The 19,757-nt window shown below is 72.5% G+C and carries 17 protein-coding genes and 1 pseudogene; 9 read left to right on the top strand and 9 right to left on the bottom strand.

All coding sequences use genetic code 11. From position 1 onward, the window contains the following. Nucleotides 1-211 precede the first annotated feature (211 nt). The 3 genes from ABD324_RS24195 to ABD324_RS24185 are packed head-to-tail and all read left to right on the top strand — an operon-like array spanning nucleotide 212 to nucleotide 5,329. The gene (locus ABD324_RS24195) at nucleotides 212-1,603 is read left to right on the top strand and encodes an FAD-binding oxidoreductase (protein WP_344421349.1); all 1,392 of its coding nucleotides are present in this window, start codon (nucleotides 212-214) and stop codon (nucleotides 1,601-1,603) included. A 50-nt stretch (nucleotides 1,604-1,653) separates the two neighbouring features. Next, nucleotides 1,654-4,506, top strand: a complete 2,853-nt coding sequence (locus tag ABD324_RS24190; RefSeq protein ID WP_344421346.1) for an ATP-binding protein — start codon at nucleotides 1,654-1,656, stop codon at nucleotides 4,504-4,506. Between the two features lie 46 nt (nucleotides 4,507-4,552). After that, nucleotides 4,553-5,329, top strand: a complete 777-nt coding sequence (locus tag ABD324_RS24185) for a maleylpyruvate isomerase family mycothiol-dependent enzyme (protein WP_344421342.1) — start codon at nucleotides 4,553-4,555, stop codon at nucleotides 5,327-5,329. 6 nt (nucleotides 5,330-5,335) lie between these two features. Here ABD324_RS24185 and ABD324_RS24180 read toward each other — a convergent pair whose 3' ends face one another. From ABD324_RS24180 to ABD324_RS24165, 5 genes and pseudogenes are all read right to left on the bottom strand, one after another. Next, nucleotides 5,336-6,316 (bottom strand): sulfatase-like hydrolase/transferase, encoded by a 981-nt coding sequence (locus ABD324_RS24180; RefSeq protein ID WP_344421338.1) that lies wholly within the window; start codon nucleotides 6,314-6,316, stop codon nucleotides 5,336-5,338. 543 nt (nucleotides 6,317-6,859) lie between these two features. Next, nucleotides 6,860-7,402 (bottom strand): RAD23 family protein, encoded by a 543-nt coding sequence (locus tag ABD324_RS24175; RefSeq protein WP_344421336.1) that lies wholly within the window; start codon nucleotides 7,400-7,402, stop codon nucleotides 6,860-6,862. A 177-nt stretch (nucleotides 7,403-7,579) separates the two neighbouring features. Further along, nucleotides 7,580-7,642 (bottom strand): annotated as a pseudogene (locus tag ABD324_RS37480) (zinc-ribbon domain-containing protein); the annotation flags it as partial. Between the two features lie 2 nt (nucleotides 7,643-7,644). Continuing rightward, nucleotides 7,645-8,007, bottom strand: a complete 363-nt coding sequence (locus tag ABD324_RS24170; protein ID WP_344421333.1) for a hypothetical protein — start codon at nucleotides 8,005-8,007, stop codon at nucleotides 7,645-7,647. Further along, a complete protein-coding gene (locus ABD324_RS24165; RefSeq protein ID WP_344421329.1) occupies nucleotides 8,004-9,626 on the bottom strand; it encodes a hypothetical protein in 1,623 nt (540 codons plus the stop codon). The genes ABD324_RS24170 and ABD324_RS24165 overlap by 4 nt, the downstream gene beginning before the upstream one ends. A gap of 424 nt (nucleotides 9,627-10,050) precedes the next feature. Between ABD324_RS24165 and ABD324_RS24160 the strand changes: the two genes are divergently transcribed. Then, complete coding sequence (locus ABD324_RS24160; protein ID WP_344421326.1) at nucleotides 10,051-10,395, top strand: hypothetical protein; 345 nt, start codon at nucleotides 10,051-10,053, stop codon at nucleotides 10,393-10,395. Between the two features lie 127 nt (nucleotides 10,396-10,522). On the opposite strand, the gene ABD324_RS24155 is transcribed toward ABD324_RS24160, so the two are convergent. Genes ABD324_RS24155 through ABD324_RS24145 form a run of 3 tightly spaced genes read right to left on the bottom strand, consistent with a single transcriptional unit; the run spans nucleotide 10,523 to nucleotide 14,153 of the window. Further along, nucleotides 10,523-12,076: a class I adenylate-forming enzyme family protein gene (locus ABD324_RS24155; RefSeq protein ID WP_344421323.1), complete on the bottom strand. Its 1,554-nt coding sequence runs from the start codon at nucleotides 12,074-12,076 to the stop codon at nucleotides 10,523-10,525. Further along, nucleotides 12,073-12,864 carry a citryl-CoA lyase gene (locus ABD324_RS24150; protein WP_344421321.1) on the bottom strand — a complete coding sequence of 264 codons (792 nt, stop codon included), beginning with the start codon at nucleotides 12,862-12,864 and terminating at the stop codon, nucleotides 12,073-12,075. Before ABD324_RS24150 ends, ABD324_RS24155 begins: the two co-directional genes overlap by 4 nt. Next, on the bottom strand, nucleotides 12,861-14,153 hold the full coding sequence (locus ABD324_RS24145) for an acetyl-CoA hydrolase/transferase family protein (RefSeq protein ID WP_344421318.1): 1,293 nt from the start codon (nucleotides 14,151-14,153) through the stop codon (nucleotides 12,861-12,863). Before ABD324_RS24145 ends, ABD324_RS24150 begins: the two co-directional genes overlap by 4 nt. Before the next feature lie 161 nt (nucleotides 14,154-14,314). Here ABD324_RS24145 and ABD324_RS24140 point away from each other — a divergent pair, with 161 nt between their 5' ends. The 5 genes from ABD324_RS24140 to ABD324_RS24120 are packed head-to-tail and all read left to right on the top strand — an operon-like array spanning nucleotide 14,315 to nucleotide 18,931. Further along, nucleotides 14,315-14,857 (top strand): nuclear transport factor 2 family protein, encoded by a 543-nt coding sequence (locus ABD324_RS24140; protein WP_344421316.1) that lies wholly within the window; start codon nucleotides 14,315-14,317, stop codon nucleotides 14,855-14,857. Further along, nucleotides 14,854-15,795 (top strand): cyclase family protein, encoded by a 942-nt coding sequence (locus ABD324_RS24135; RefSeq protein WP_344421314.1) that lies wholly within the window; start codon nucleotides 14,854-14,856, stop codon nucleotides 15,793-15,795. Before ABD324_RS24140 ends, ABD324_RS24135 begins: the two co-directional genes overlap by 4 nt. A 42-nt stretch (nucleotides 15,796-15,837) precedes the next feature. Next, complete coding sequence (locus tag ABD324_RS24130; protein ID WP_344421311.1) at nucleotides 15,838-16,512, top strand: GntR family transcriptional regulator; 675 nt, start codon at nucleotides 15,838-15,840, stop codon at nucleotides 16,510-16,512. A 39-nt stretch (nucleotides 16,513-16,551) separates the two neighbouring features. Continuing rightward, nucleotides 16,552-17,862 (top strand): MFS transporter, encoded by a 1,311-nt coding sequence (locus tag ABD324_RS24125; RefSeq protein ID WP_344421308.1) that lies wholly within the window; start codon nucleotides 16,552-16,554, stop codon nucleotides 17,860-17,862. A 37-nt stretch (nucleotides 17,863-17,899) separates the two neighbouring features. Further along, on the top strand, nucleotides 17,900-18,931 hold the full coding sequence (locus tag ABD324_RS24120; RefSeq protein WP_344421304.1) for a cyclase family protein: 1,032 nt from the start codon (nucleotides 17,900-17,902) through the stop codon (nucleotides 18,929-18,931). A gap of 423 nt (nucleotides 18,932-19,354) precedes the next feature. Here ABD324_RS24120 and ABD324_RS24115 read toward each other — a convergent pair whose 3' ends face one another. After that, nucleotides 19,355-19,753, bottom strand: a complete 399-nt coding sequence (locus ABD324_RS24115; RefSeq protein WP_344421302.1) for a cupin domain-containing protein — start codon at nucleotides 19,751-19,753, stop codon at nucleotides 19,355-19,357. Nucleotides 19,754-19,757 lie beyond the last annotated feature (4 nt).

Raw genomic sequence — 19,757 nt, 5'->3', positions numbered from 1 at the left:
TCGGCGTTGCTCGCGGCGAGGTCGGTGCGGCCGCTGGCGAAGGAGCCGACGAACGCGGGCGGCCACTCCGCGGCGTCGTGCCCCGACCAACTGCCTGACGCGGCCCTTACGTGGGTGGCGGAGTGGTCGTGGATGGGTGTCCCGCACCGATCCGGCCGCCCGCCCGCCCGGCACATCCTTGCGGGGTCACCCCGTCGCAGGAGGAGCAACGATGTCCACACCGACCGTCCTGACCGCCCCCGGGCTCGCCCGTGAGGTGCGGGGGCCCGTCCTGACCAGCGGTGACCCCGGGTTCGCGGAGGAGCTCGCGGCGTTCAACCCGCTGGCCGCCCGCAGCCCGGAGATCGTCGTCGGGGCGACGTGCGCGGCGGACGTCGTCGCCGCCGTCCGGTGGGCGGCGGAGCGGGGGATGCCGGTCGGGGTGCAGGCCACCGGGCACGGCTGGGCGGCGGGATCGGGCGGCCTGCTGATCACCACCGGGCGGATGCAGGAGCTCGACCTCGACGCGGGGACCGGGTTGCTCCGGGTCGGGGCCGGCGTGCGGTGGCGCAGCGTCCTCGATGCCGGGGCGGCCTCGGGCTGGGCAGCGCCCTGCGGCAGCTCGTCGGACGTCGGGGTCGTGGGGTACACGCTCGGTGGCGGGCTGCCGGTCCTGGGCCGGGCCTTCGGGTTCGCGGCGGACCGGGTGACCGCTGTCGAGATGGTCACGGCCTCCGGGGACCTCCGCAGGGTCACGGCGGACTCCGATCCGGAGCTGTTCTGGGCGGTTCGCGGCGGGGGAGGTGGCCTGCTCGGGGTCGTCACCGCGCTCGAGATGACGCTGCCCCGGCTCGCCACCTTCCACGGGGGCGGGCTGTTCTTCCCCGGGGAGTCCGCGGCGGAGGTGCTGCCGGTCTGGGCCGAGTGGAGCCGGGACCTGCCCGACGCGATGTCCACCTCGCTCGCGCTGCTGCGGCTGCCCGCGATGCCGGGGGTCCCCGAGCCGCTGGCGGGACGCCTCGTGGTGCACGTGCGGGTCGCCTACGCCGGGGACGCGGACCGCTGCGAGGCGCTGCTTGCACCGCTCCGGGCGCTGTCGGTGCCGACCGTGCTGGACACGGTCGGGGAGCACCCCTACGGAGACCTCGACCTCGTCCACATGGACCCCGACCAGCCCGTCCCGTTCCGGGACGCCGGATGCCTGCTCGCGGAGCTGCCCCCCGCGGCCGTCGACCGGCTGGTCGCGCTGGCCGGGCCCGGCTCGGACAGCCCACTGCTCGCCGTCGAGCTGCGGCGGCTCGGCGGGGCACTGTCACGCACGCCGGCGGCGGACCTGCCGTTCGGCGGGTCCGTCCTCAACGGACGGTCCGCCGCCTACTCCCTGCACGCGGTGGGTCTCGGCGTCCCGCCGGTGGCCGCGCTGCTGCCTGGCGCCCTCACGACCCTGCTCGACGCCGTGCGGTCCTGGGCCGACGGGACCTCGCTGCTGAACCTGCACGGCCGGGCCACGGACGACGCCCCGCTGACCGGGTCCCGCGCACCCGCGGCGCTCGCCCGGCTCGCCGCCGCCAAGTCCACGGCGGACCCCACCGACCTGTTCCGGCTCGGGCACCCCATCGGCTGAGGAGCCTGACGCTCTGGCCTCCGCCCACACGGTGCGTCGATACTGGATCCGTGCACTCGACCCTCTGCCCCGACCTGATCGGCCGGGCCGAGGAGCGGGCCGCGCTCGCGCACCGGCTCGACGAGCTCGCGGCGGGAGCCGGCGGGGTGGTCGTGCTCGTCGGCGACGCGGGGCACGGCAAGTCCCGGCTGGCCCGCGAGACGGCGGCGGCGGCGACCGGCCGCGGGTTCCGCGCGGCCACGGGGCACGCCGGCGCCGGGGGCAGCCCGGTGCCGTTCGGGGCAGTCACCGAGGCCCTGCTGGCGGGGTTCCGCAGCATCGGGCGTCCGCCGGCGGCGGCCCTGGCGGGGTTCGCCCCGCACCTCGGCCGGCTGGTCCCGGAGTGGGGGACGGGGAGCGCGGAGTCCTCCCCGCTGCTGGTCGGGGAGGCCGTCGTCCGGCTGCTGCGGGCGAGCGGGCCCGGGTGGGTGCTGGTGCTGGAGGACCTGCAGTGGGCGGACGAGGACACGATCGCGGTGGTCGAGTTCCTCGTCGGTGCGCTGCGGTCCGAGGCCGTGCTGTGCGTGGTCACGGTGCGGAGCGGGGCGGACGGGCCCACCGCGCGGCTGCGCAGGCGTGGCGCCACCGTGATCGACCTCGGCCCGCTCGCCGCGCCCGAGATCGACGCGATGGCGGCGGCCTGCCTGGGTGTGGACACGGTCCCCGAAGGGGTGGGTCCGTTCCTGCGCACGCTGACCGAGGGATCGCCGTTCCTCGTCGAGGAGCTGCTCGCGGACCTGATCGCCACCGGCGCCCTGGTGAGCGACCCGCACTGGACCGTCCGCGGGCCCCTGATCCCGATCGTGACCCGGAGCGTGGCGGAGTCGGTGGGTGTGCGGCTGCGGTCGATGTCGCCCGAGGAGCGTCGGGTGCTGTCGGCGGCCGCAGTGCTGGGCAGGGAGTTCGACTGGCGGCTGGTGGCGGAGGCGAGCGGGGTGGCGGCCGGCGGGGTGGCGGCGGTCGGCGAGCCTGTCGCCCAGGCACTGCGCCGCGCGGTCGACGAGCAGGTCCTCGTCGTCGAGGGCAACGGGTTCCGGTTCCGGCACGCGCTGATCCGGCAGGCGGTCGTCGAGTCGCTGCTGCCGCCCGAGCGGGCCGCGCTGGCGGCCCGGGCGCTGGCCGCCGTCGAACGCGCCCACCCCGGGTTCCCGCGCGACACGTGCGAGCTCGCCGCCGCGCTCGCGGAGACCGCGGGGGACCTCGACCGGGCGGCCGAGCTGCTGGTCGAGTGTGGACGGCGGGCGTCCGACCGGGGTGCGCTCGCCGCGGCGGAGGCCACGCTGCTCCGGGCCAGGGACCTCGACACCGCCGACGGCGTGCGGTTCCGGGTCGAGCGGGAGCTGGTGGAGGTGTGGGTCCAGATCGGCGCCGCGCCGCGCGCCCTCTCGTTGGCGCAGGCCTTGACGACCAGGATGCCCGTGAACGCCACCGCGGACGACCGGCTCGCCCTCCTGGGCCTCGTCGCGACCGCGGCGCTGGCGGCAGGGGACACCGACGCGGCCGAGACCGCGATCAAGGAGACCGGTTCGGGCAGCCCCGGTGCCCAGGCCCGCGCGGCGGTGGTCGCCGCCCACGTCGCCCTCGCCGCGGGCCGGACCACGGAGGCCGCCGACCTCGCGCGCGCCGCCCGCACGGGTGCCGTCACCGCCGACGTCGAGTGCGACGCACTCTGGGTGGTGGGGAGGGTGACGGAGGACTTCGGGGGGAAGCTCGCGGCGTTCCGGGAGGCCGCGGACATCGCCGACCGCGCCGGCCTGGCGGTTCGCAGGTTGGCGCTGGAGCACGAGTGCGCGATCCTCACGGCAGTCCTCGGCGACCCTGCCGACCTCGTCGGGATCCGGGAGACGGCCCAGGCCGCGGGCGCCGCGGCGACGGCCGCGTCGGCGGATCTGCTGCTCGCCGACCTGGCGTTCAGCGCGCTGGACCACGACACCTGCCTGGCCGCCGCCACCCGGTGTGTGGAGGCGGGCCGGCGGTTCGGGCACGCCACCCTCCCCGTCGGGCTGCTCTGGCTCGCCGGGGCCCACGCGCTCGCGGGCCGGGACGCCGAGATGGAGGCGGCACTGGCGGAGGCCGCTGAGGTCGCGCCGGGCGACCCGCGGATCGCGGCGGACGCCCTGGGGCGGGTCCGCGCCACCCGGGCCCTGCTGCGCGGCGATCGCGCGGAGCTGGCCGAGGTGCTGGACCGGTCGATGGAGTACGTCCGGGTGGCGCCCGCGACCGGCGCGGTCTTCTCCGGACGCGTGGTGTGGGCGATCGTGCACAGCGCCGCCGACGCGGACCTGGGCGCCGCGGCCCGCGCCGAGGTCGCCGCCGCGGGCTACCTCGACGCCGTCCCGGTCCTCGCGGCGGTGCGGAGCTGGGCAGAGGCGGTCGCCGCGGGCCGGGCCGGCGGCACTGGTTGCTCTGTCGAGGCGGCGAGCCACTACGCCCGGGGCGAGGAGCTGCTCACCCCGGCCACGCGGGCGTCGGGCACCGTCCACCTCGCCCGCCTGCTCGTGGCCGAGGCCGCGCTGCGGGACGGGTGGGGCGATCCGGTGGCGTGGCTGCGCGAGGGCGAGGGCTTCTTCTTCGACCGCGGTCAGGAGCGGCTCGCCCGCGACTGCCGGATGCTGATCGGCGCGGCGGGCGCACCCCCACCTCGCCGACGGCGCGGTTCCGCACCGGTGCCTCCCGCCCTGCGCGCCTTCGGGGTGACGGAGCGGGAGCACGAGGTGCTGGCACTCGTCGCCGCGGGCAGCACGAACCGCGAGATCGCCGACCGCCTGGTGCTCTCGGTGCGCACCGTGGAACACCACATCGCGAGCCTGCTGCGCCGGACCGGTGTCCGAGACCGTGGGCAGCTCGCGGCGCTAGTTGGGTAGTCCTCCACGGATGTCCACCCGTGCCGCGTCCGGCCAGGATCGGGGAATGGAGATCGAGAGCGTGACCAGGGTCGACGCCGTCGAACGGATCGGGCACGCGGAGGCCATGGCCGTCGCCGCCGTCGAGAACCGGCGGTTCGCCGAGCAGCTGGCGGGCTTCGCCGCCGAGGACTGGGCGAAGCCGACCGACTGCGCGCTGTGGGACGTCAAGGGCGTCGCCGCCCACGTCGTCGGGTCGGCCGCGGGGCAGGCCTCGCCGCGGGAGTTCGTGCGCCAGGTCGTAGCCGGGCGCCCGCTGCGGGCCGAGATCGGCGGCGCCTTCTGGTGGGACGGGATGAACGAGCTGCAGGTCCGAGAGCGGTCTGCGCTCTCGCCGGACGCGCTGCGGGCCGAGTGGGACGTGGTGTCGCCCAAGGCGATCCGGTCGCGGACCACGCTCCCGCGGCTGGTTGCGGGGCTGCCGCTGCTCGGTCTCCCCGCGCCCGTCGGACGGCAGCCGGTCGGCTATCTGTTCGACGTCGGCTTCACCCGGGACGTCTGGATGCACCGAATCGACCTCGCCCGCGCCACCGGCAGGCCCGCCATCCACGACGCGGCGCACGACGGCCGGATCGTCGCCGACATCGTCGCCGAGTGGGCGCTGCGCCACGGCGAGCCCTGCACTCTGGAGCTGTCCGGCCCCGCGGGCGGGACCTTCACATCGGGAGCGGGTGCCTCGGGTTCGGGAGGCGAGCACGTCGCGATGGACGCGATCGAGTTCTGCCGGGTCCTGGCCGAGCGCGCCGAAGGCCCGGGCGTCCTCCGACACAAGCTCCCGCTGTGAAGAGCCTCACGGGGATCGCGCGTTCGCGGGGCGCCATCCCCGTGCTCTCGTGGTGGCCGCCAGCCAGGGTGTTCTGTCGGAAGCGGTGACCGGAACGGCGACCGGCGACGGTCTGCCTGCTCCCGAGCTCCTGCTCCCGAGCTCCTTCTGCCGGGCGAAGGTCCGTTCGCGCTGCACGTCGTGGCCATGGTCGAACGCGCCCCGGTAGCGCTCCAGCCACTCCTTGGGGGCGTGGTGCGGGGCGTGCGTGGCGCCGAAGGACAGGTAGGTGAACCACGGCTCGTCCGGGGTCAGTGCGTGCAGGTAGCCGGTCCAGTCGATCACCTGGTCGACCAGGTCCTCGGTGAGGTGGTAGCCCTCCTCCGGTGTGCGCGGCGGGTCGATCGGGGTCGTGCCCTCGTAGAGCGGCGGGGAGAACTGGTGGCAGTCGCCGCCGAGGAACCCGTAGAACCGCTCGAAGCCCTCGCCGGTGGGCCACCGGTCGAAGGGGCCCGCCGGGCTGGTCTCCCACGGCGGCGTCTGGTGCATCTTCCCGAACGCGCCCGTGCTGTAGCCGTTCATCCGCAGGATCTGCGCGACCGTGGCGCACGAGTCCGGGCGCACCCCCGTGTAGCCGGGGATCGAGGTGGCCAGCTCGGCGATGATCCCCATGTTGACGGTGTGGTGGTTGCGGCCGGTCAGCAGCGCCTGCCGGGTCGGCGAGCACAGCGCCGTCGTGTGGAATCGGCTGAAGCTCAGCCCCTCCCCGGCCAGCCGCTCCGCCACCGGCATCTCACACGGACCGCCGTAGGCGCTGCTCGCTCCGAACCCCATGTCGTCGATCAGGATCACCAGAACGTTGGGCGCGCCCGCCGGCGGTCGCAAGGGACGCGCCGCGGGCGGGGGTGCCGCGTCACGGGCGTCGACCGGCATCTCTCGCGGAACGTCCGGCGTCACGATCGGCAGGTAGGTGCGGATCGGCGGGCGTGGCTCCGACGGGTCAGGCATCCGGTCCTCCGAGGTCTCGCCAGGGGTCGAGGCCCGACGATCCCGGCGTCGCCGCCCGCGCGCCTCCTCCGCCACGGACGACTCTGCCTCGACCACCGGCGTGCGACATCCGGTGGACTCGGCCCGGAGGTAGGCGAGCCGCGGTCCGTCGCAGTGCCGGCGCGGGCGGTCGGTCGCGTATCGGACCACGTGATCGTCGTCGGTGGAGCCAGGCAATCCCGAGGATGTCGACGCGTTGCTGGTCCTCGACGATCAGGAAGAGCGCTTCGCCTGACCGTCCGGGCGCCCGCCTGGTCCGGCAGCGCCATGTCCTTCTTCGCGACGCCGATCAGCCTCTCCCGCGCCGCGCTGATGTCGCCCCGGAGCCGCTCGTACTCCCCGACCGTCGCCCCCTCACTGATCCCGGCGCTCAGGCGCTCCAGGCCGAGCCGCACGTCGTTCGCGAGCTCCACCGACCGGCGGGGCGCCAGGAGCAGGTGACTGGGCGAGCTCGGTCAACACCGGAGGATCGTCCCGGGTGCCTGGGCACGGGAGCAAGCGATCTCAGCGGGGCTGGCTGTTCCCCTCCGGCCCCTCGGTGTGCGACAGCCGTTTCGCGAAGCAGTCGTCGGCCGACAGGGTGACGGAGGCGCACCACCGGTTGGCGTCCTGGGGCGTCGAGAACCTCAGTGGCATGACCGTCACCCAGAACCCGGCGGACCGGAAGCTGCGGTAGTCGTCCGAGCGCAGGAGCAGGGCCTGCGGGAACCGGGTGCGGATGTTCTGGAAGTCGCCCCAGATCGCCGCCTCGTCGAACCGCACCCCGTTCACGACCAGCCCGACCTGTTTGGAACCGAGCTGGGGGATCCATGTCCCGACGAGGGACTCGACGGCGGGGCGGTCCGCCAGCACCTCCTGCGTGAGCAGCGTGCCCGGTGGGGCGGTCTGCGAGCTCGGCGGGGAGGTGGCGGGTCGGGAGGCGACGCGGGACAGCGGAGCCGGTGCGGTGGTCGTGCTCGTCGCCGGGCCGGCGACGGGGGTGGGCGAGCCGCGGAACAGGTAGTAGGCGCCCACGCCCGCCCCCGCGAGCACGAGCACCGCCAGCACGACGGCGATGACGGCATGGGGCCGGACGGGCTCCCGTGGCGCCGCGGACGGTGGCGGCGGGGACCACGGCGGTGCGACCGGCGGCGCGGGCGGCCGAGCAGGCGGCGGCGCGGGCGGCCGAGCTGGCGGCGGAGCCACCGGCCCCACCTGCGTCGGCTCCCCGCTCCGGACCGCCGTGCCGCACTTCGTGCAGAAGCTCGCGCCTTCCCGGAGAGCCTGCCCGCACCCCGTGCAGTGCATGCTCAGCTTCCGAACAGCGAGCTGACGAGCTCGGTGATCGTCGCGATGCTCTCGGCCGCCTTCGCCCCGCCGTCCAGCAGCCGCAGGACCCGCTTCCATCCCCCGCGGACCACGTCGCCGTCCGGCTCGGGAACCTCGAGCTCTTCCTGCAGTTCCTCGACGGCGGTGGCGACGCGGGCGCGCGAGGTCTCGTCGGGGGCGGCGTCGAGCAGCTTCTGGCGCCCGCCGGCCAGCGCCGACCGCAGGTCGTCCACGGTCACCTGCTGGACGTCCCCGTTGTTCACGGTGACCTTCCCGATCCCGATGGCGCTCCCGGCGAACGTCCCACCGCTGATCGTGATCCGGCCGCCGTCGTCCTTGCTCATGATTCCTCCTTGCGTCCGGGAAGCGTGATGGTCGGGCCCTTCCGCTCCTGGCGCACCGAGCCGATGCCGATCGCGGAGTTGTGGAAGGTGCCGTTCTGGATGGTGATGCTGTTGCTGATCTTCGCCTTGGCCGCACCGAGGACGTCGTCCACCGAGTAGTGCCGGCTCTCCAGGAAGGACTGGACGGCGGCGAAGAAGGCCTGCTCGAGGATCGTCATGTACCGGACCGCGTCGGCCTCCTGGAAGAACACGCCCGGACGTTGCGCGGCAGCGAGTTCCCGCAGGCTCCGACCCGCGCCGTAGCGGGCGGGCTCGATCGCGTCCGGGTCGTGCGGCAGGGGTTCCAGGGTCCGGAAGACGCCCACGACGCGGACCGGGACGGTCAGCGGGAGAGCGTTGAGCGTCTCGAGGAACGTCGTGAAGGGACCGTTGTCCGTGTGCCGGTCGATGGACCGGAACTGCTCCCGCAGCGGCGGCAGGACGCAGTGGGTCCACTCGACGTAGAGCGTCCGCGAGTCGGTGCCCGCCGTGAAGTAGCTCGAGGTCGTCAGCTCGCGGTCCCAGGACTCGACCCGGTAGCAGCGGTAGTAGCGGGCCGCCTCCTGCGGCCGGTCCGCGAGGTCCCGGGCGGTCTCGAGCGGGATGTGGCGGACCGGCGGCCGCCGGTCGTTCGGCAGGATGGTGGGGCCCAGGCTCGTCCCGGTGCGGCGCAGCAGCTGCTCGGCGGGGACGAACACCTCCTCCGTGATCTGCAGGGACGCGAGCCGGCCCCCGGGCGACAGGGATCCGGACGAGCGGAGCTTCCCGAGGACCTCGGCGACGTGGGCCTGCAGCTCGGCCGCGGTGAAGGGCTCCGGCTTCTCCGTGGCGTCGTCGTCGGGCACCAGCGGCAGTGCGAGGACCTCGTTGAGGACGACGTTCCCCGCCCCGACGAAGGGAACCCGGCCGCGGTGCACCGTCACCCCCGCGGAACCGTCCGGCACCCGGCTGCGCGCATCGGCCGCCGCCGCGCGATCCAGCTCGCGCTGGTGGTTGGCGTGGCCGAAGGTCCGGAACTGGCGGACCCAGCCCTTCGGCGCGCGGCGGGCGTCCGCGAGGAACATGCTGTGGCGGAACTGGGCGCGGGTCACGTGCCACACCGCGCCCTCGTCGGCCGCCACGATCGCCGCGATGGCGACGCTCGCGATCAGGCCGACGATCGCGCCCACCTGGGGATCGGCCCGACCGCTGAAGAGGAAGGCCACGAACGTCAGCGACGTGCCGAGGTAGCGCCAGTTGCCCAACGCGAGGGCGAGCCCGGCGAGGACGCCGACCCCGGCCAGGAGCCCCCGTACCCGGTCCGGGAGCAGCGCGCTCAGGAAGGCGACGCCGAACCCGATGAGCGCCCAGATCAGCAGCCACAGGAACGAGAACACGGCCATGACGAGCAGCAGCAGGAGCAGGACGGCGTCACGGGTCTTTCGGCGGCTGCGCGCGGCGAGTGCCTCCCGCAGGACGGCCCCGGCGTCCACCCCGGGCGAGGGCGGGACCGCCCGGGCGGGCTCGACGAGATACTCCGCGATCACCTGGTCGGCGAACGATGCGTCCAGATGCGCTGCGGCGCAGAGGTAACGGGTCACGGAGTCGTCGGTCGAGGGCGCGGCGTCCGGCTCGTCGACGGGCGCCGGTCGCGCGGACGGGGGCGGTGGCGGCGGACCGCCCATCGGCTCCCCGCAGCTCGCGCAGAACCGGTCGCCGACCTCGTTGACGTGGCTGCAGTGCGTGCATGTCAGGCCGTTCTCCGGCGGACGCAGACCAGCCGTCACCGAGCACCCCGGCCCGTCGACGCGCCGCGTTCCCGATCGACCACGTGTTCCTCCAGAGCCGTTCGTGACTGTCCGCGGTTCAGCAGTCGCGCAGCGCTTGCGTGGCGTTACGAATCACCACCCGCCGACCTCGGCCGCCGGATGTCACGACCCCCGTCGATCCCCCGCTCACAGCTCGTACGGACGCTGTGACCGTCTGCCGCCAGTCGGCGTAGCCGATCCCGGGAGTGCTCGCGCGATGGCCCCGGACCTGTCCTACGGCTCCGTCGTCACCCTGCAGTGCGGCAACGCCGGGTTCCTCGGCATCTCGGCGCCCGTGCGCTCCCGCCCGGCCTTCGCGCGCTCACCCGAGAACTCCCTCGTCACCACGTGGTCCGATCCCGGGCGGGCGAACTGGGACAAGGTCCGCTGGCAGATCGTCCCCGGCTCCGGCGACCGCAAGGAGGGCGACCCGGTGTCCGTCGGCGACGCGGTGCGCCTGCGCAGCCTGGCTCCGGGCGGCGGTTTCCCCGACACCGCGGGCTGGGTCGTGGCCGGTTCGCCGCTGGCCGGGCCCGGTCAGTTTGATCACCGAAAACGCTAACAGGCCAGACCGGTGTCATGTCACCTGTCCAAGGCAAGCGCCGCTCGTGACAGCGCGGTGAGATTGCTCCGCTCGACCACGTTGACCGGTTCGACCACCGAGGCCGGAACAAGCCGCGCCGAGACTGTCACCTGGCAAGTCCGTCCGGCGGTGATGAGCGAAGCCGGGTCTTCTGGATCTTGCCCGTGGAGGAGCGGGGAAACTCGTCGACGATGGTGAGTCGACGAGGCATCTTGAACGAGGCGATCGTCCCGCGTAGACGGTCGAGCACCTCGTCCGCTGTCACGCCGTCGATGGTGCGGGCGAACGCCACGGGAACCTCCCCGTACTTCGTGTCCGGGATTCCGATGACGGCGACCTCGATGATCTCGGGGAACTCACCCAGGGCGGCTTCGATCTCCTGGGGCGAGACGTTCTCCCCGCCGACCTTGATCATGTCCTTGCGTCGGCCGGAGAAGTGCAGGTTCCCGTCTGGGTCGAGATGCCCGAGATCACCGGTCATCAGGTGGCCCACCGGCAGGAGGGCCTGCCTCGTCGCGTCCGGGTCGTCGTGATAGCCGAGCATGATGGTCGCGCTGGAAACGCAGATCTCCCCGGTCACTCCGGTCGGGACGGAGCGGTGGTTGTTGTCGACGATCCGGACGGACGCGCCGTTGAGTCCGACGCCCTCAGAACCAGCGCGCTGCTCCGCGGTCCAGCTCAGCGGGGTCGAGGTGACATTGCCGGACGCCTCGGTCAGCCCGTAGAGGTTCATCAGGCGGGCACCCAGGGCCTGCTCGACGCGTGTGAACAGGGCCGGCGGGCCACCACCCCACCAGGCGGACCGGAGGGTGCGCACGGGAACTGGGGGCTGGGCGTCGAGCAAGGCATGGTAGATCGCCTCGAAACCGCCGGTGTGGGCGCAGCCGTGCTCCGCGATCGCCTTCCACGCCGCTGAGCCTGTGAAGCGTCCGTTCGCCACCAGCGTCCCGCCGACCGACATGGCGCACAGTGTCGCGAACGCCAGACCCGCGACGTGGAAGAACGGCACTGCGCAGTACACGGCGGCCCCGGGCCCGACCTCGAGCCGCTCGGCGAACGCGACGGCGTTCGTGGTGATCCCCCGCTGCGTGAGCAGGGCGCCCTTGGGAGAGGAGGTGGTCCCCGAGGTGAAGCTCATCAGGAACGCGGCGTCGGGATCTGGCTGGTCCGCGGGGAGCGGGCCGCTGAGCGCAGTCAGCTCGCCGAACGGCATCGCTCGGTCGATGTGCCCCGAGAGGCAGACGATGTGGTCGAGCCGGCCCAGCGGGTTCGTCGAGGCCTCCGCCACTTCGCTGAGCATCTGCCCGTAGTCCTGTCTGAGGAACCGTTCCTGCGTGAACAGCACGCGAGCGCCGCTGCGGGCGAGGACGTGCCCCAGCTCGCGGGACCGGTACCAGGTGTTGATCGGAACGGCGACGGCTTCTAGCCGCGCGCACCCGAGGAGGATCGCGATCCACTGTGGGCTGTTGGGCAGCCAGACCGCGACCCGGTCGCCCCGTTCGACGCCGAGTGCGCGCAGGCCCCGGGCGATGGTGGTGCTCGCCGCGGCGAGCTCGGTGTAGGTCATATCCTCGCCGTCCACGGTCACCGCGACGCGTTCGGCGTCGATGTCCACGGCGTGGTCCAGCAGGTCGATCAGGTGGGCGATGCGTGGGCTCATCGTTGCTCCTCGAACAGGGGAGAGGGGTCCTCGTAGGGCACGAGCTCGTCGATCCGGGACAGCAACAGGGGGGTCGTGGGTCGGGTGATCTCCTCCGCGACATGGCCCGCGGCCCCCGCCGCGCGGGCGACGGCGGCGTAGCAGCGCAGCAGCTGCGGCGGGAAGCCGAGGTCGAGGAGCACCGCGGCGCAGGCGCCGTCGGCATTGATCGGCAGGGACCTGCCCGTCTCCTCCTCGACGGTGTCGCGGAGCAGTGTGATGGTGTGGAGGGCGTCACCGGCGGCGCCGAGTTCGGTCGCCAGCTCGAACAGACGTATGGTCCGGGGATCCTGATCCCGATGAATGGGGTGTCCGAGCCCGGGGACGCGGCCGCCGTCGCACACGGTCCGCCGAACCCACGTCCGCACGATCTCCGGCAGCGGAGCCTTTGTGCGGACGTGGCCGTCATGCAGCGTCCCGAGGAGGACGGCGCAGTCCTCGAGGGCACCGAGGAACACCGATCCCGCTCCGAGCACACCGGCGGCCACCGCGGCCTGGACCGCCTCCGGGGACCCCGCGGCGGTGAGCCGGGCCGCCAGCGCGCCGGCCGTCATGCCGTGCTCCATGAGGCACGTCAGCACCGCGTTGCCGATCGTGGACTCCGGCGTGCTCGGCAGTCGGCCGACGATCTGGAGGAAGACGACGTCGCCGAACGGCACGACCCCGGCCAGGTCGCGGCAGAGGTCGTGGCCCCGGACGACGATGCGGTCGGCGGACGCCACACCCATGCTCTGGCGCGGCGCGCTCACAGCAGGCCCGCCTCGACGGCTTCGTGCCGGAGCTTGTCGGTGAAGTCCGGGTGCGTGATCGCCAGCAGGCTCCTGGCACGGTCGCGGACCGACTTCCCGCGCAGGTCCGCGACCCCGTACTCGGTGACGACCGTCGGTCCCTCGTTCCGCGGGATCGTGACCGGAGTGCCCTGGGGGAGCTGGGCGACGATGGTGGAGAGTGTCCCGTTGCGCGCCGTCGAGGCCAGCGTCACGATGGCGCGGCCGTCGTCAGCGCGGCCCGCCCCGTGGACGAACTCCCACTGACCGCCGGTGCCGCTGTAGTGCGCGGGGCCGATGCTCTCCGAGGCACACTGGCCCATGAGGTCGACGGTGACGGCGGCGTTGACGGACACCGGTGCGGGGTTGGCGGCGATGACGAAGGGGTCGTTCACATAGGTCATCGGCAGCATGTGGACGCCCGGGTTGTCGTCGAGGAAGCGGTAGGTCCGGTCCGTGGCCACCGCGAGGGTGCACACCGTCACGCCGCGGAACTCCTGCTTGCGGGAGTTGTCGACGACGCCGGCCTCGACCAGCTCGACCAGGCTGTCCGAGATGTTCTCGGAGTGGATCCCCAGGTGCCGCTTGCCGGCGGCGACGAGCAGCCGGGCGACGGTGTCGGGGATGGCACCCACCCCGATCTGGATCGTGGCCCCGTCCGGGATGAGGTCCGCGACGTGCTCCGCGATCGCCCGGTCGGCGTCCGACGTCTCGGTGCCCAGAACGATCTGCGGGAGCTCGTAGTGGGCCTCGTAGCTGGCGGTCGCCGCCGACAACGGCACGCTCACCTGGCCGAGGACCCGAGGTTGGTGCCGGTTGATCTCGAAGATCACGGTCGGCGGCGCCGTGGCGTCCAGAAAGGAACGGGCCAGGCCGCCGAAGGCGCCGAGCGAGACGTAGCCGTGCCGGTCGGGTGGTGAGACGGAGGTGACGAAGACATCGGTCGGGTAGGCCCGCTGCCACGAGGCCGGTTGCCGGTGCGGGTTCTCGGGCCGGTAGCTCGCCCGTCCGGCGCGGATCGCGTCCCGGATCGGCGCGTCCCAGGTGAAGTCCGAGATGTGGTGGAGGTCGGCTGCCCGGCCCCCGGCGTAGTCGACTGCGTAGGGGATCTCGTGCTGGCGCATGGGATGCCCGATCGTCACATCGTGGAGGTCCGTCCGCGCACCGAGAGCGGCGAAGAAGCGCGCCGGGAAGCTTCCGGCGCCGGAGGTGCAGATGACGTCCCCCGGTCGGATGCGCCCGACGATCGTGTCGAGATGGTCCTCGTGCATCGAGTACTCCCTTGGTCCCCAGCCTCGGCGAAAAACAACTTAGTACACAATCTGACCCAGGAAGTGAGCAGTCAAGGCTTGACGGAAGGATATCTGCTGCTGATTATGTACAACATGTCGGAGCGCACCGAGGCGTGCGGACAACGGAGAAGGGTGGACGCATGAGTGACCAGGACGAGGCGGTCCGGGCTCTGCTCGATCGTGACGAGATCCATCGCCTGCTGACCACGTACACCCGCGGTCTGGACCGCCGCGACGAACGGATGGTGGCAAGCGTCTACCACCCCGACGCAGTCCACGAGCACGGGATGTTCCGCGGGACCGGCGCCGAGTTCGCCGAGTACGCGCTGCGGGGTCTCCGGACGATGGAGCGCACGATGCACTGTCTGTGGCAGTCCCTCATCGACGTCCACGCCGCGAACCGCGCGTCCGGGGAGACCTATGCCGTCGCCTGCCACCGGGTGGCGAGCAGCAAGGGAGGCGGCTGGGCTGACCACAACATCTGGGTGCGCTACATCGACACCTTCGAGCGCCGCGACGGTGGTCCGTGGCTGATCGCGTCCCGGACCGTGGTGTACGAGTGGGGGCGGGTCGACCAGGTCGACCGGCAGTGGAACCTGACCGACGCCTACGTTCGGGGTACCCACGACGCGACCGATCCGGTGCACGCGATCCTGGGGGTCAAGAGGATGGACGGTGCGTGAGCGCCGGGACGGACGAGGAGCACCTCACCCGCGAACAGGTTGGCCGGATGTTCGAGACCCTGAGCAACTGGGGCCGGTGGGGTGAGGACGACGACCTCGGCACGCTCAACCTCATCACGGCGGAGCACCGCCGGCGGGCGGCGGCGCTCGTGCGGGAAGGGAGGGCCGTCTCCCTCGGCCGCGCCATCTCCCCGACCTTCGCGGTGGACAATCCGTGGCCCGCGCTGCACCACATGATCGAGTCGGGTGCCGGTGCCCACGAGGGCTTTGTCGGCATGACCGACTGGTTCGGGCTCGCCTGTCACGGCTTCGCCGTCACGCACCTCGACGGGCTCAACCACGCGGCCTGGAACGGGAAGATGTACAACGGCCGCGCGGCGTCGTCCGTCACCACTCGGCACGGCGGACGGGCGGGCGCGGTGGGCAGGGCCGGGGCCCGGATCGCCACCCGCGGGCTCCTCGTCGACGTCCCGGCCCTGCGCGGGCTGCCCTGGCTCGACCTCGGGGACCGGGTCCGCCCTGGTGACCTCGATGCGTGGGAGGCCTGGTCGGGGATCCGCGTGGACGCCGGGGACGCGCTGGTGATCAGTACGGGCCGGGACTCGCGACGACGGGAGCGTGGTGCCCACGACTTCTGGAAGGAGGGCTCGCCCGGTCTGGACGCCTCCTGCCTGCCGTGGTTGCGCGAGCGCGACGTCGCGGTGCTCGTCTCGGACACCGGGCAGGACGCGATGCCATCGGGCTATCCGGACATCCCGACGCCCGTGCACGGGGTGGGCATCGTCGCCATGGGACTCTGGCTGCTCGACAACGCCGGGCTCGACGAGCTGCTGGACGTCTGTCGGGAGCACGGGGTGTGGGAGTTCCTGCTCTGCTGCGCCCCGTTGGACGTCAAGGGGGCGACGGGGTCACCGGTGACCCCCGTCGCGATCATCTAGGGGCGCTCGTCACCCCACGAGCCGGCGGAGAGGGGACAGGTCGTGGCGAAGCACGGTAGCAATGCGCAGGCCGCGTACGAACTGATCAAGAAGCGCATCCTCGAGGACGAACTCCCGCCGGGCGCGAAACTGCGCGAGGGCGAGCTGGTGGACGTGCTCGGCATCAGCCGCACCCCGATCCGCGAGGCGCTGCGCCGGTTGCACGTCGAGGGCTTCGTGAGCTTCTCGCCGAACGTCGGGACCGAGGTCGCCAGGTACAGCGACGACGACGTCGACGAGATCTTCGCCCTCCGGGTGGATCTCGACGGCAAGGTCGCCCGCCTCGCGGCGCTGCGCGCGAGCGAGCCGCAACGCGAACAGCTCAACGCCGCCCTGGACGCGATGGTCCGGATCCCCTTCGTGCCGGAGAACCGGGAGCGGCTCACCGCACTGAACCTCGAGTTCCACCTGCTCGTAGGCGAGCTGTCGGGCAGCCCCCGGCTCGCCCGTATGAGGGCCGGGTTGATCGAACTCCCCTTCGTCCGTCAGACCGTCCGCACCTACACCGACCCGGCCTGGGAGCGCAGCCTCCAGCACCACGCCGAGCTGGTCGACGCCGTGTGCCAGCACGACGGCGACTGGGCCCAGGCGATCGCCACCTCGCATGTCCTGTCCGTGCACGCCTGGCTGCGCCGTTCACGGGCCGGTCAGGTGCCGGACACCGATCACCGACCGTAAGACCCGGACGCACTGACTCCATCCGCAAAGGAGCGTCACATGGACGTCACGGCCACTGATACCACATCCGAGACCCTGGACTGGCGAGAAGCCAAGAGCCGGCTCATCCCGGCGATGCTCATCGGCAGCGCCCTCGAGTGGTACGACATGTACCTCTATGCGCAGGCCTCGGCCCTGATCTTCGGATCGCTGTTCTTCCCGCAGGTCTCCCCCGTCGTCGGACTGGTCGCGTCGTTCGCGACCTTCGGGGTCGGCTATGCAGCACGCCCTCTCGGTGCGATCGTCTTCGGACACATCGGCGACCGGTACGGCCGCAGGCTCGCGCTCGTGTCCACGCTGATCCTCATGGGGGTCGCGACCGCACTGGTGGGATGCCTGCCGTCGTACGCCACGATCGGCATCGCCGCACCGATCCTCCTGGTCCTGCTCCGGCTGCTGCAGGGGCTTGCCGCCGGTGCCGAGTACGCCGGCTCGCTGGTCATGCTCGCCGAGGCCGCGCCGCGGTCCCGGAGGGGGTTCTTCACCTCCCTGCCCGGGATCGGGATCTACGTCGGGATCATCCTGTCGTCCGCGGTGGGCGCGCTCACGTTCTCCGCGGCCGACATCGCGCAGACCTGGACGTGGCGCATTCCGTTCCTCGTCAGCATCGCGCTCGTCGTCGTCGGCATCTTCCTGCGCCTGCGTATCGGGGAGTCGCCCGTCTTCGCCGACCTCGAGGCGAAGAAGGCGCAGCGCCGGCTCCCCGTCGTCGATGTCTTCCGCAGTGCCGGGACCCGTCTGTTCTACGCCGTCCTCCTCACCGCACCGGTGTCGGTGACCTCGACGATCGTCCTGACCTACTCGCTGTCGTTCAGCGTGGGCGTGGGGTCGTCGAGGCAGACGGTGCTGATCGCCAGCCTCGTAGGGGCGGCTGTGGGTGTGGTGGCGGTGCCGGTCGCCGGGGCGCTCTCGGACCGCTACGGTCGTCGCCCGGTCTACCTCACGCTCGCGATCGCCTCGGCGATCTGGCCGGTCCCCTTCTTCCTGCTCCTGCTCGATGGCCACACCTGGGCAATTCTCTTCGCCCACTTGCTCGTCGCCCCGACCACGTGGTCGATCACGGGGGCCCAAGCCGCCTACCTGACCGAGCTGTTCCCGGCCCGGATCCGCTACTCCGGCGTCGCTCTGTCCCGCGAGATCTGCAACGCAGTGCTCTCGGCGCCGCTCCCGATCATCGCCGTCGCACTCACCGCCGCCTCCGGCGGAGCCCCGTGGGCGGTTGCCGGTCTCATGGTGCTGGCCAGTGTCGTCGCCGTCGTCGCGCTCCGTCGCCTGCCGGAGACGCGGGGGACGGACCTGCTCGCGAAATGATGACCGTTGTGTTCGAGCTGACGATGGGAGATCCCCGATGAACGGTCGTGGACCCGAGGACAACGCCGTGCCCCATGCCTGGCCCCGGTTCGACGAGCTCGGGGCGGACGGGGCCACGCCGCCCGGATCGTCCTGGGGCGTGTTCGGCGACGACGACCAGCGGGGGACGATCAACTTTCTCACCGCCGATCGGGTCCACGCCGCGACCACCCTGGTCCGGCATGGGGCGGTGTACGGGCTCGACTACCCGATCAACCACTTCACCCCGTACTGGTCGGGGACCCGCGAAGCGGCGCGCCATCACGTCTTCTCCAATTCCGACAACCATCACGACGACTATCTCGACGGCTTCTACCTGCAGGCGACGACCCAGGTGGACGGGCTGAGGCACATCGGGGACCCGCAGCACGGCTTCTACGGCGGGCGCACCCGGGCCGAGCTGGCACCCGACGGACCCGCGATCGGGATCCAGAACTGGTCCGAGTCCGGAATCGTCGGACGGGGTGTGCTCCTCGACGTCGAGCGCCACTTCAGGGAGACCGGCCGGTTCCTCGATCCGCGGAGCACGTACGGCATCACGACCGACGATCTCGAGGACACCGCGGGGGCTCACGGTGTCGAGCTTCGGGGCGGGGACATCCTGCTCGTCCGCACCGGCTGGGCCGGGCACTACCTGGAGCTCGACCACGCAGGCCGGGAGCGATTCAATGCCGACTTCCGCTCCCCGGGTCTCGCCCACACCGTCGACGTGGTCCGTTGGCTGTGGGACCACCAGGTCGCCGTCGTCGCCGCCGACAACGTGGGGGTGGAGGCGTTCCCGGTGCCCGGCCCGCGGTCCGACTACTACGTCGAGTCCGAGGAACGGGCGCCGCGCGGACCGGACCACCGCGGGATGCTGCACAGACCGCTCATCGCGCTCCTCGGGATGGCGCTCGGCGAACTGTGGAACCTCGATCCCCTGGCCGAGGCGTGCGCCGCGGACCGCACCTACGATTTCCTGGTCACGTGCAAGCCGTTGCACCTGATCGGTGGTGTGGGCTCCCCGGCCAACGCAATCGCGATCAGGTGAGGTGGGCTCGGGCAGGGTGTCGCCGACACCCGTGCTTCGGCCCGGTGGTCGGGTCCGCCGCCGACGATGGCCGACGAGGTCTCGGTCGTTGCCGGGCCAAGGCCCTGCCCCAGATGACGGTCGTGGGGCAGTCGATCGTGCGGCCGGTGGCGAGGAACTCCTCGTCGGCACGCCGATCGGTGGTGGCGCCTGCGCGGTAGTCCTCGCAGAAGGCGTGGACGTGCTCGGGCCGGCTCCACGTCCTGCGATAGGCCTCGAGAGCCGTGGGGGGAGAAGGCGTCGAGCGTGCCGTCGGCGGTGTGGACGCGGACCAGGCGCTCGGCGGTCGACGAGTGGGGGAGCCTGCTCCGGCCCGCCGACCCGGGCGAAGAGGTCCCGCCCGTGGTCGGCAGCCGGTGCGCGGTGAAGCCGGGGAACAGGACGTCAGCCGACGTCGACACTGCTCAGTTGCACATCGACGTGCTGGGAGCCCTGTCCGGGGTAGCCGAGGGCGAAGGCCAGGGCGCGGAAGGTCTCCTCGGACTCCACGCGGATCTGGTGCGGGGTGCCGGGTTCGGTGTAGATCAGGTCGCCCGGCCTGATGCGCCGGGCCTCGTCGGCGACCTGCATGACCGCCTCGCCCTGGACGACGAACCAGAACTCGTGGGTGGGGTGGTGGTGGGCGGCCATGGTACTGCCGCCGGCGACCTCGAAGACCGACACGAGAGCCAGGTAGGTGCCCTCCGTCTTCGCCTGCAGGGACTCCTTGGGGATCAGGTACTTGCTGCTGGCGGTGCCCAGGTGCTCGGGCACGGCTTCGATGTCGACGGACCAGACGTTCACGAGC

This window comes from Pseudonocardia ailaonensis (genome assembly GCF_039531635.1).
In the GTDB taxonomy this organism is placed as follows: Bacteria; Actinomycetota; Actinomycetes; order Mycobacteriales; family Pseudonocardiaceae; genus Pseudonocardia; species Pseudonocardia ailaonensis.
Note: the sequence above shows the minus strand (reverse complement) of the source record. Positions and strands in the feature narration are given on the sequence as shown.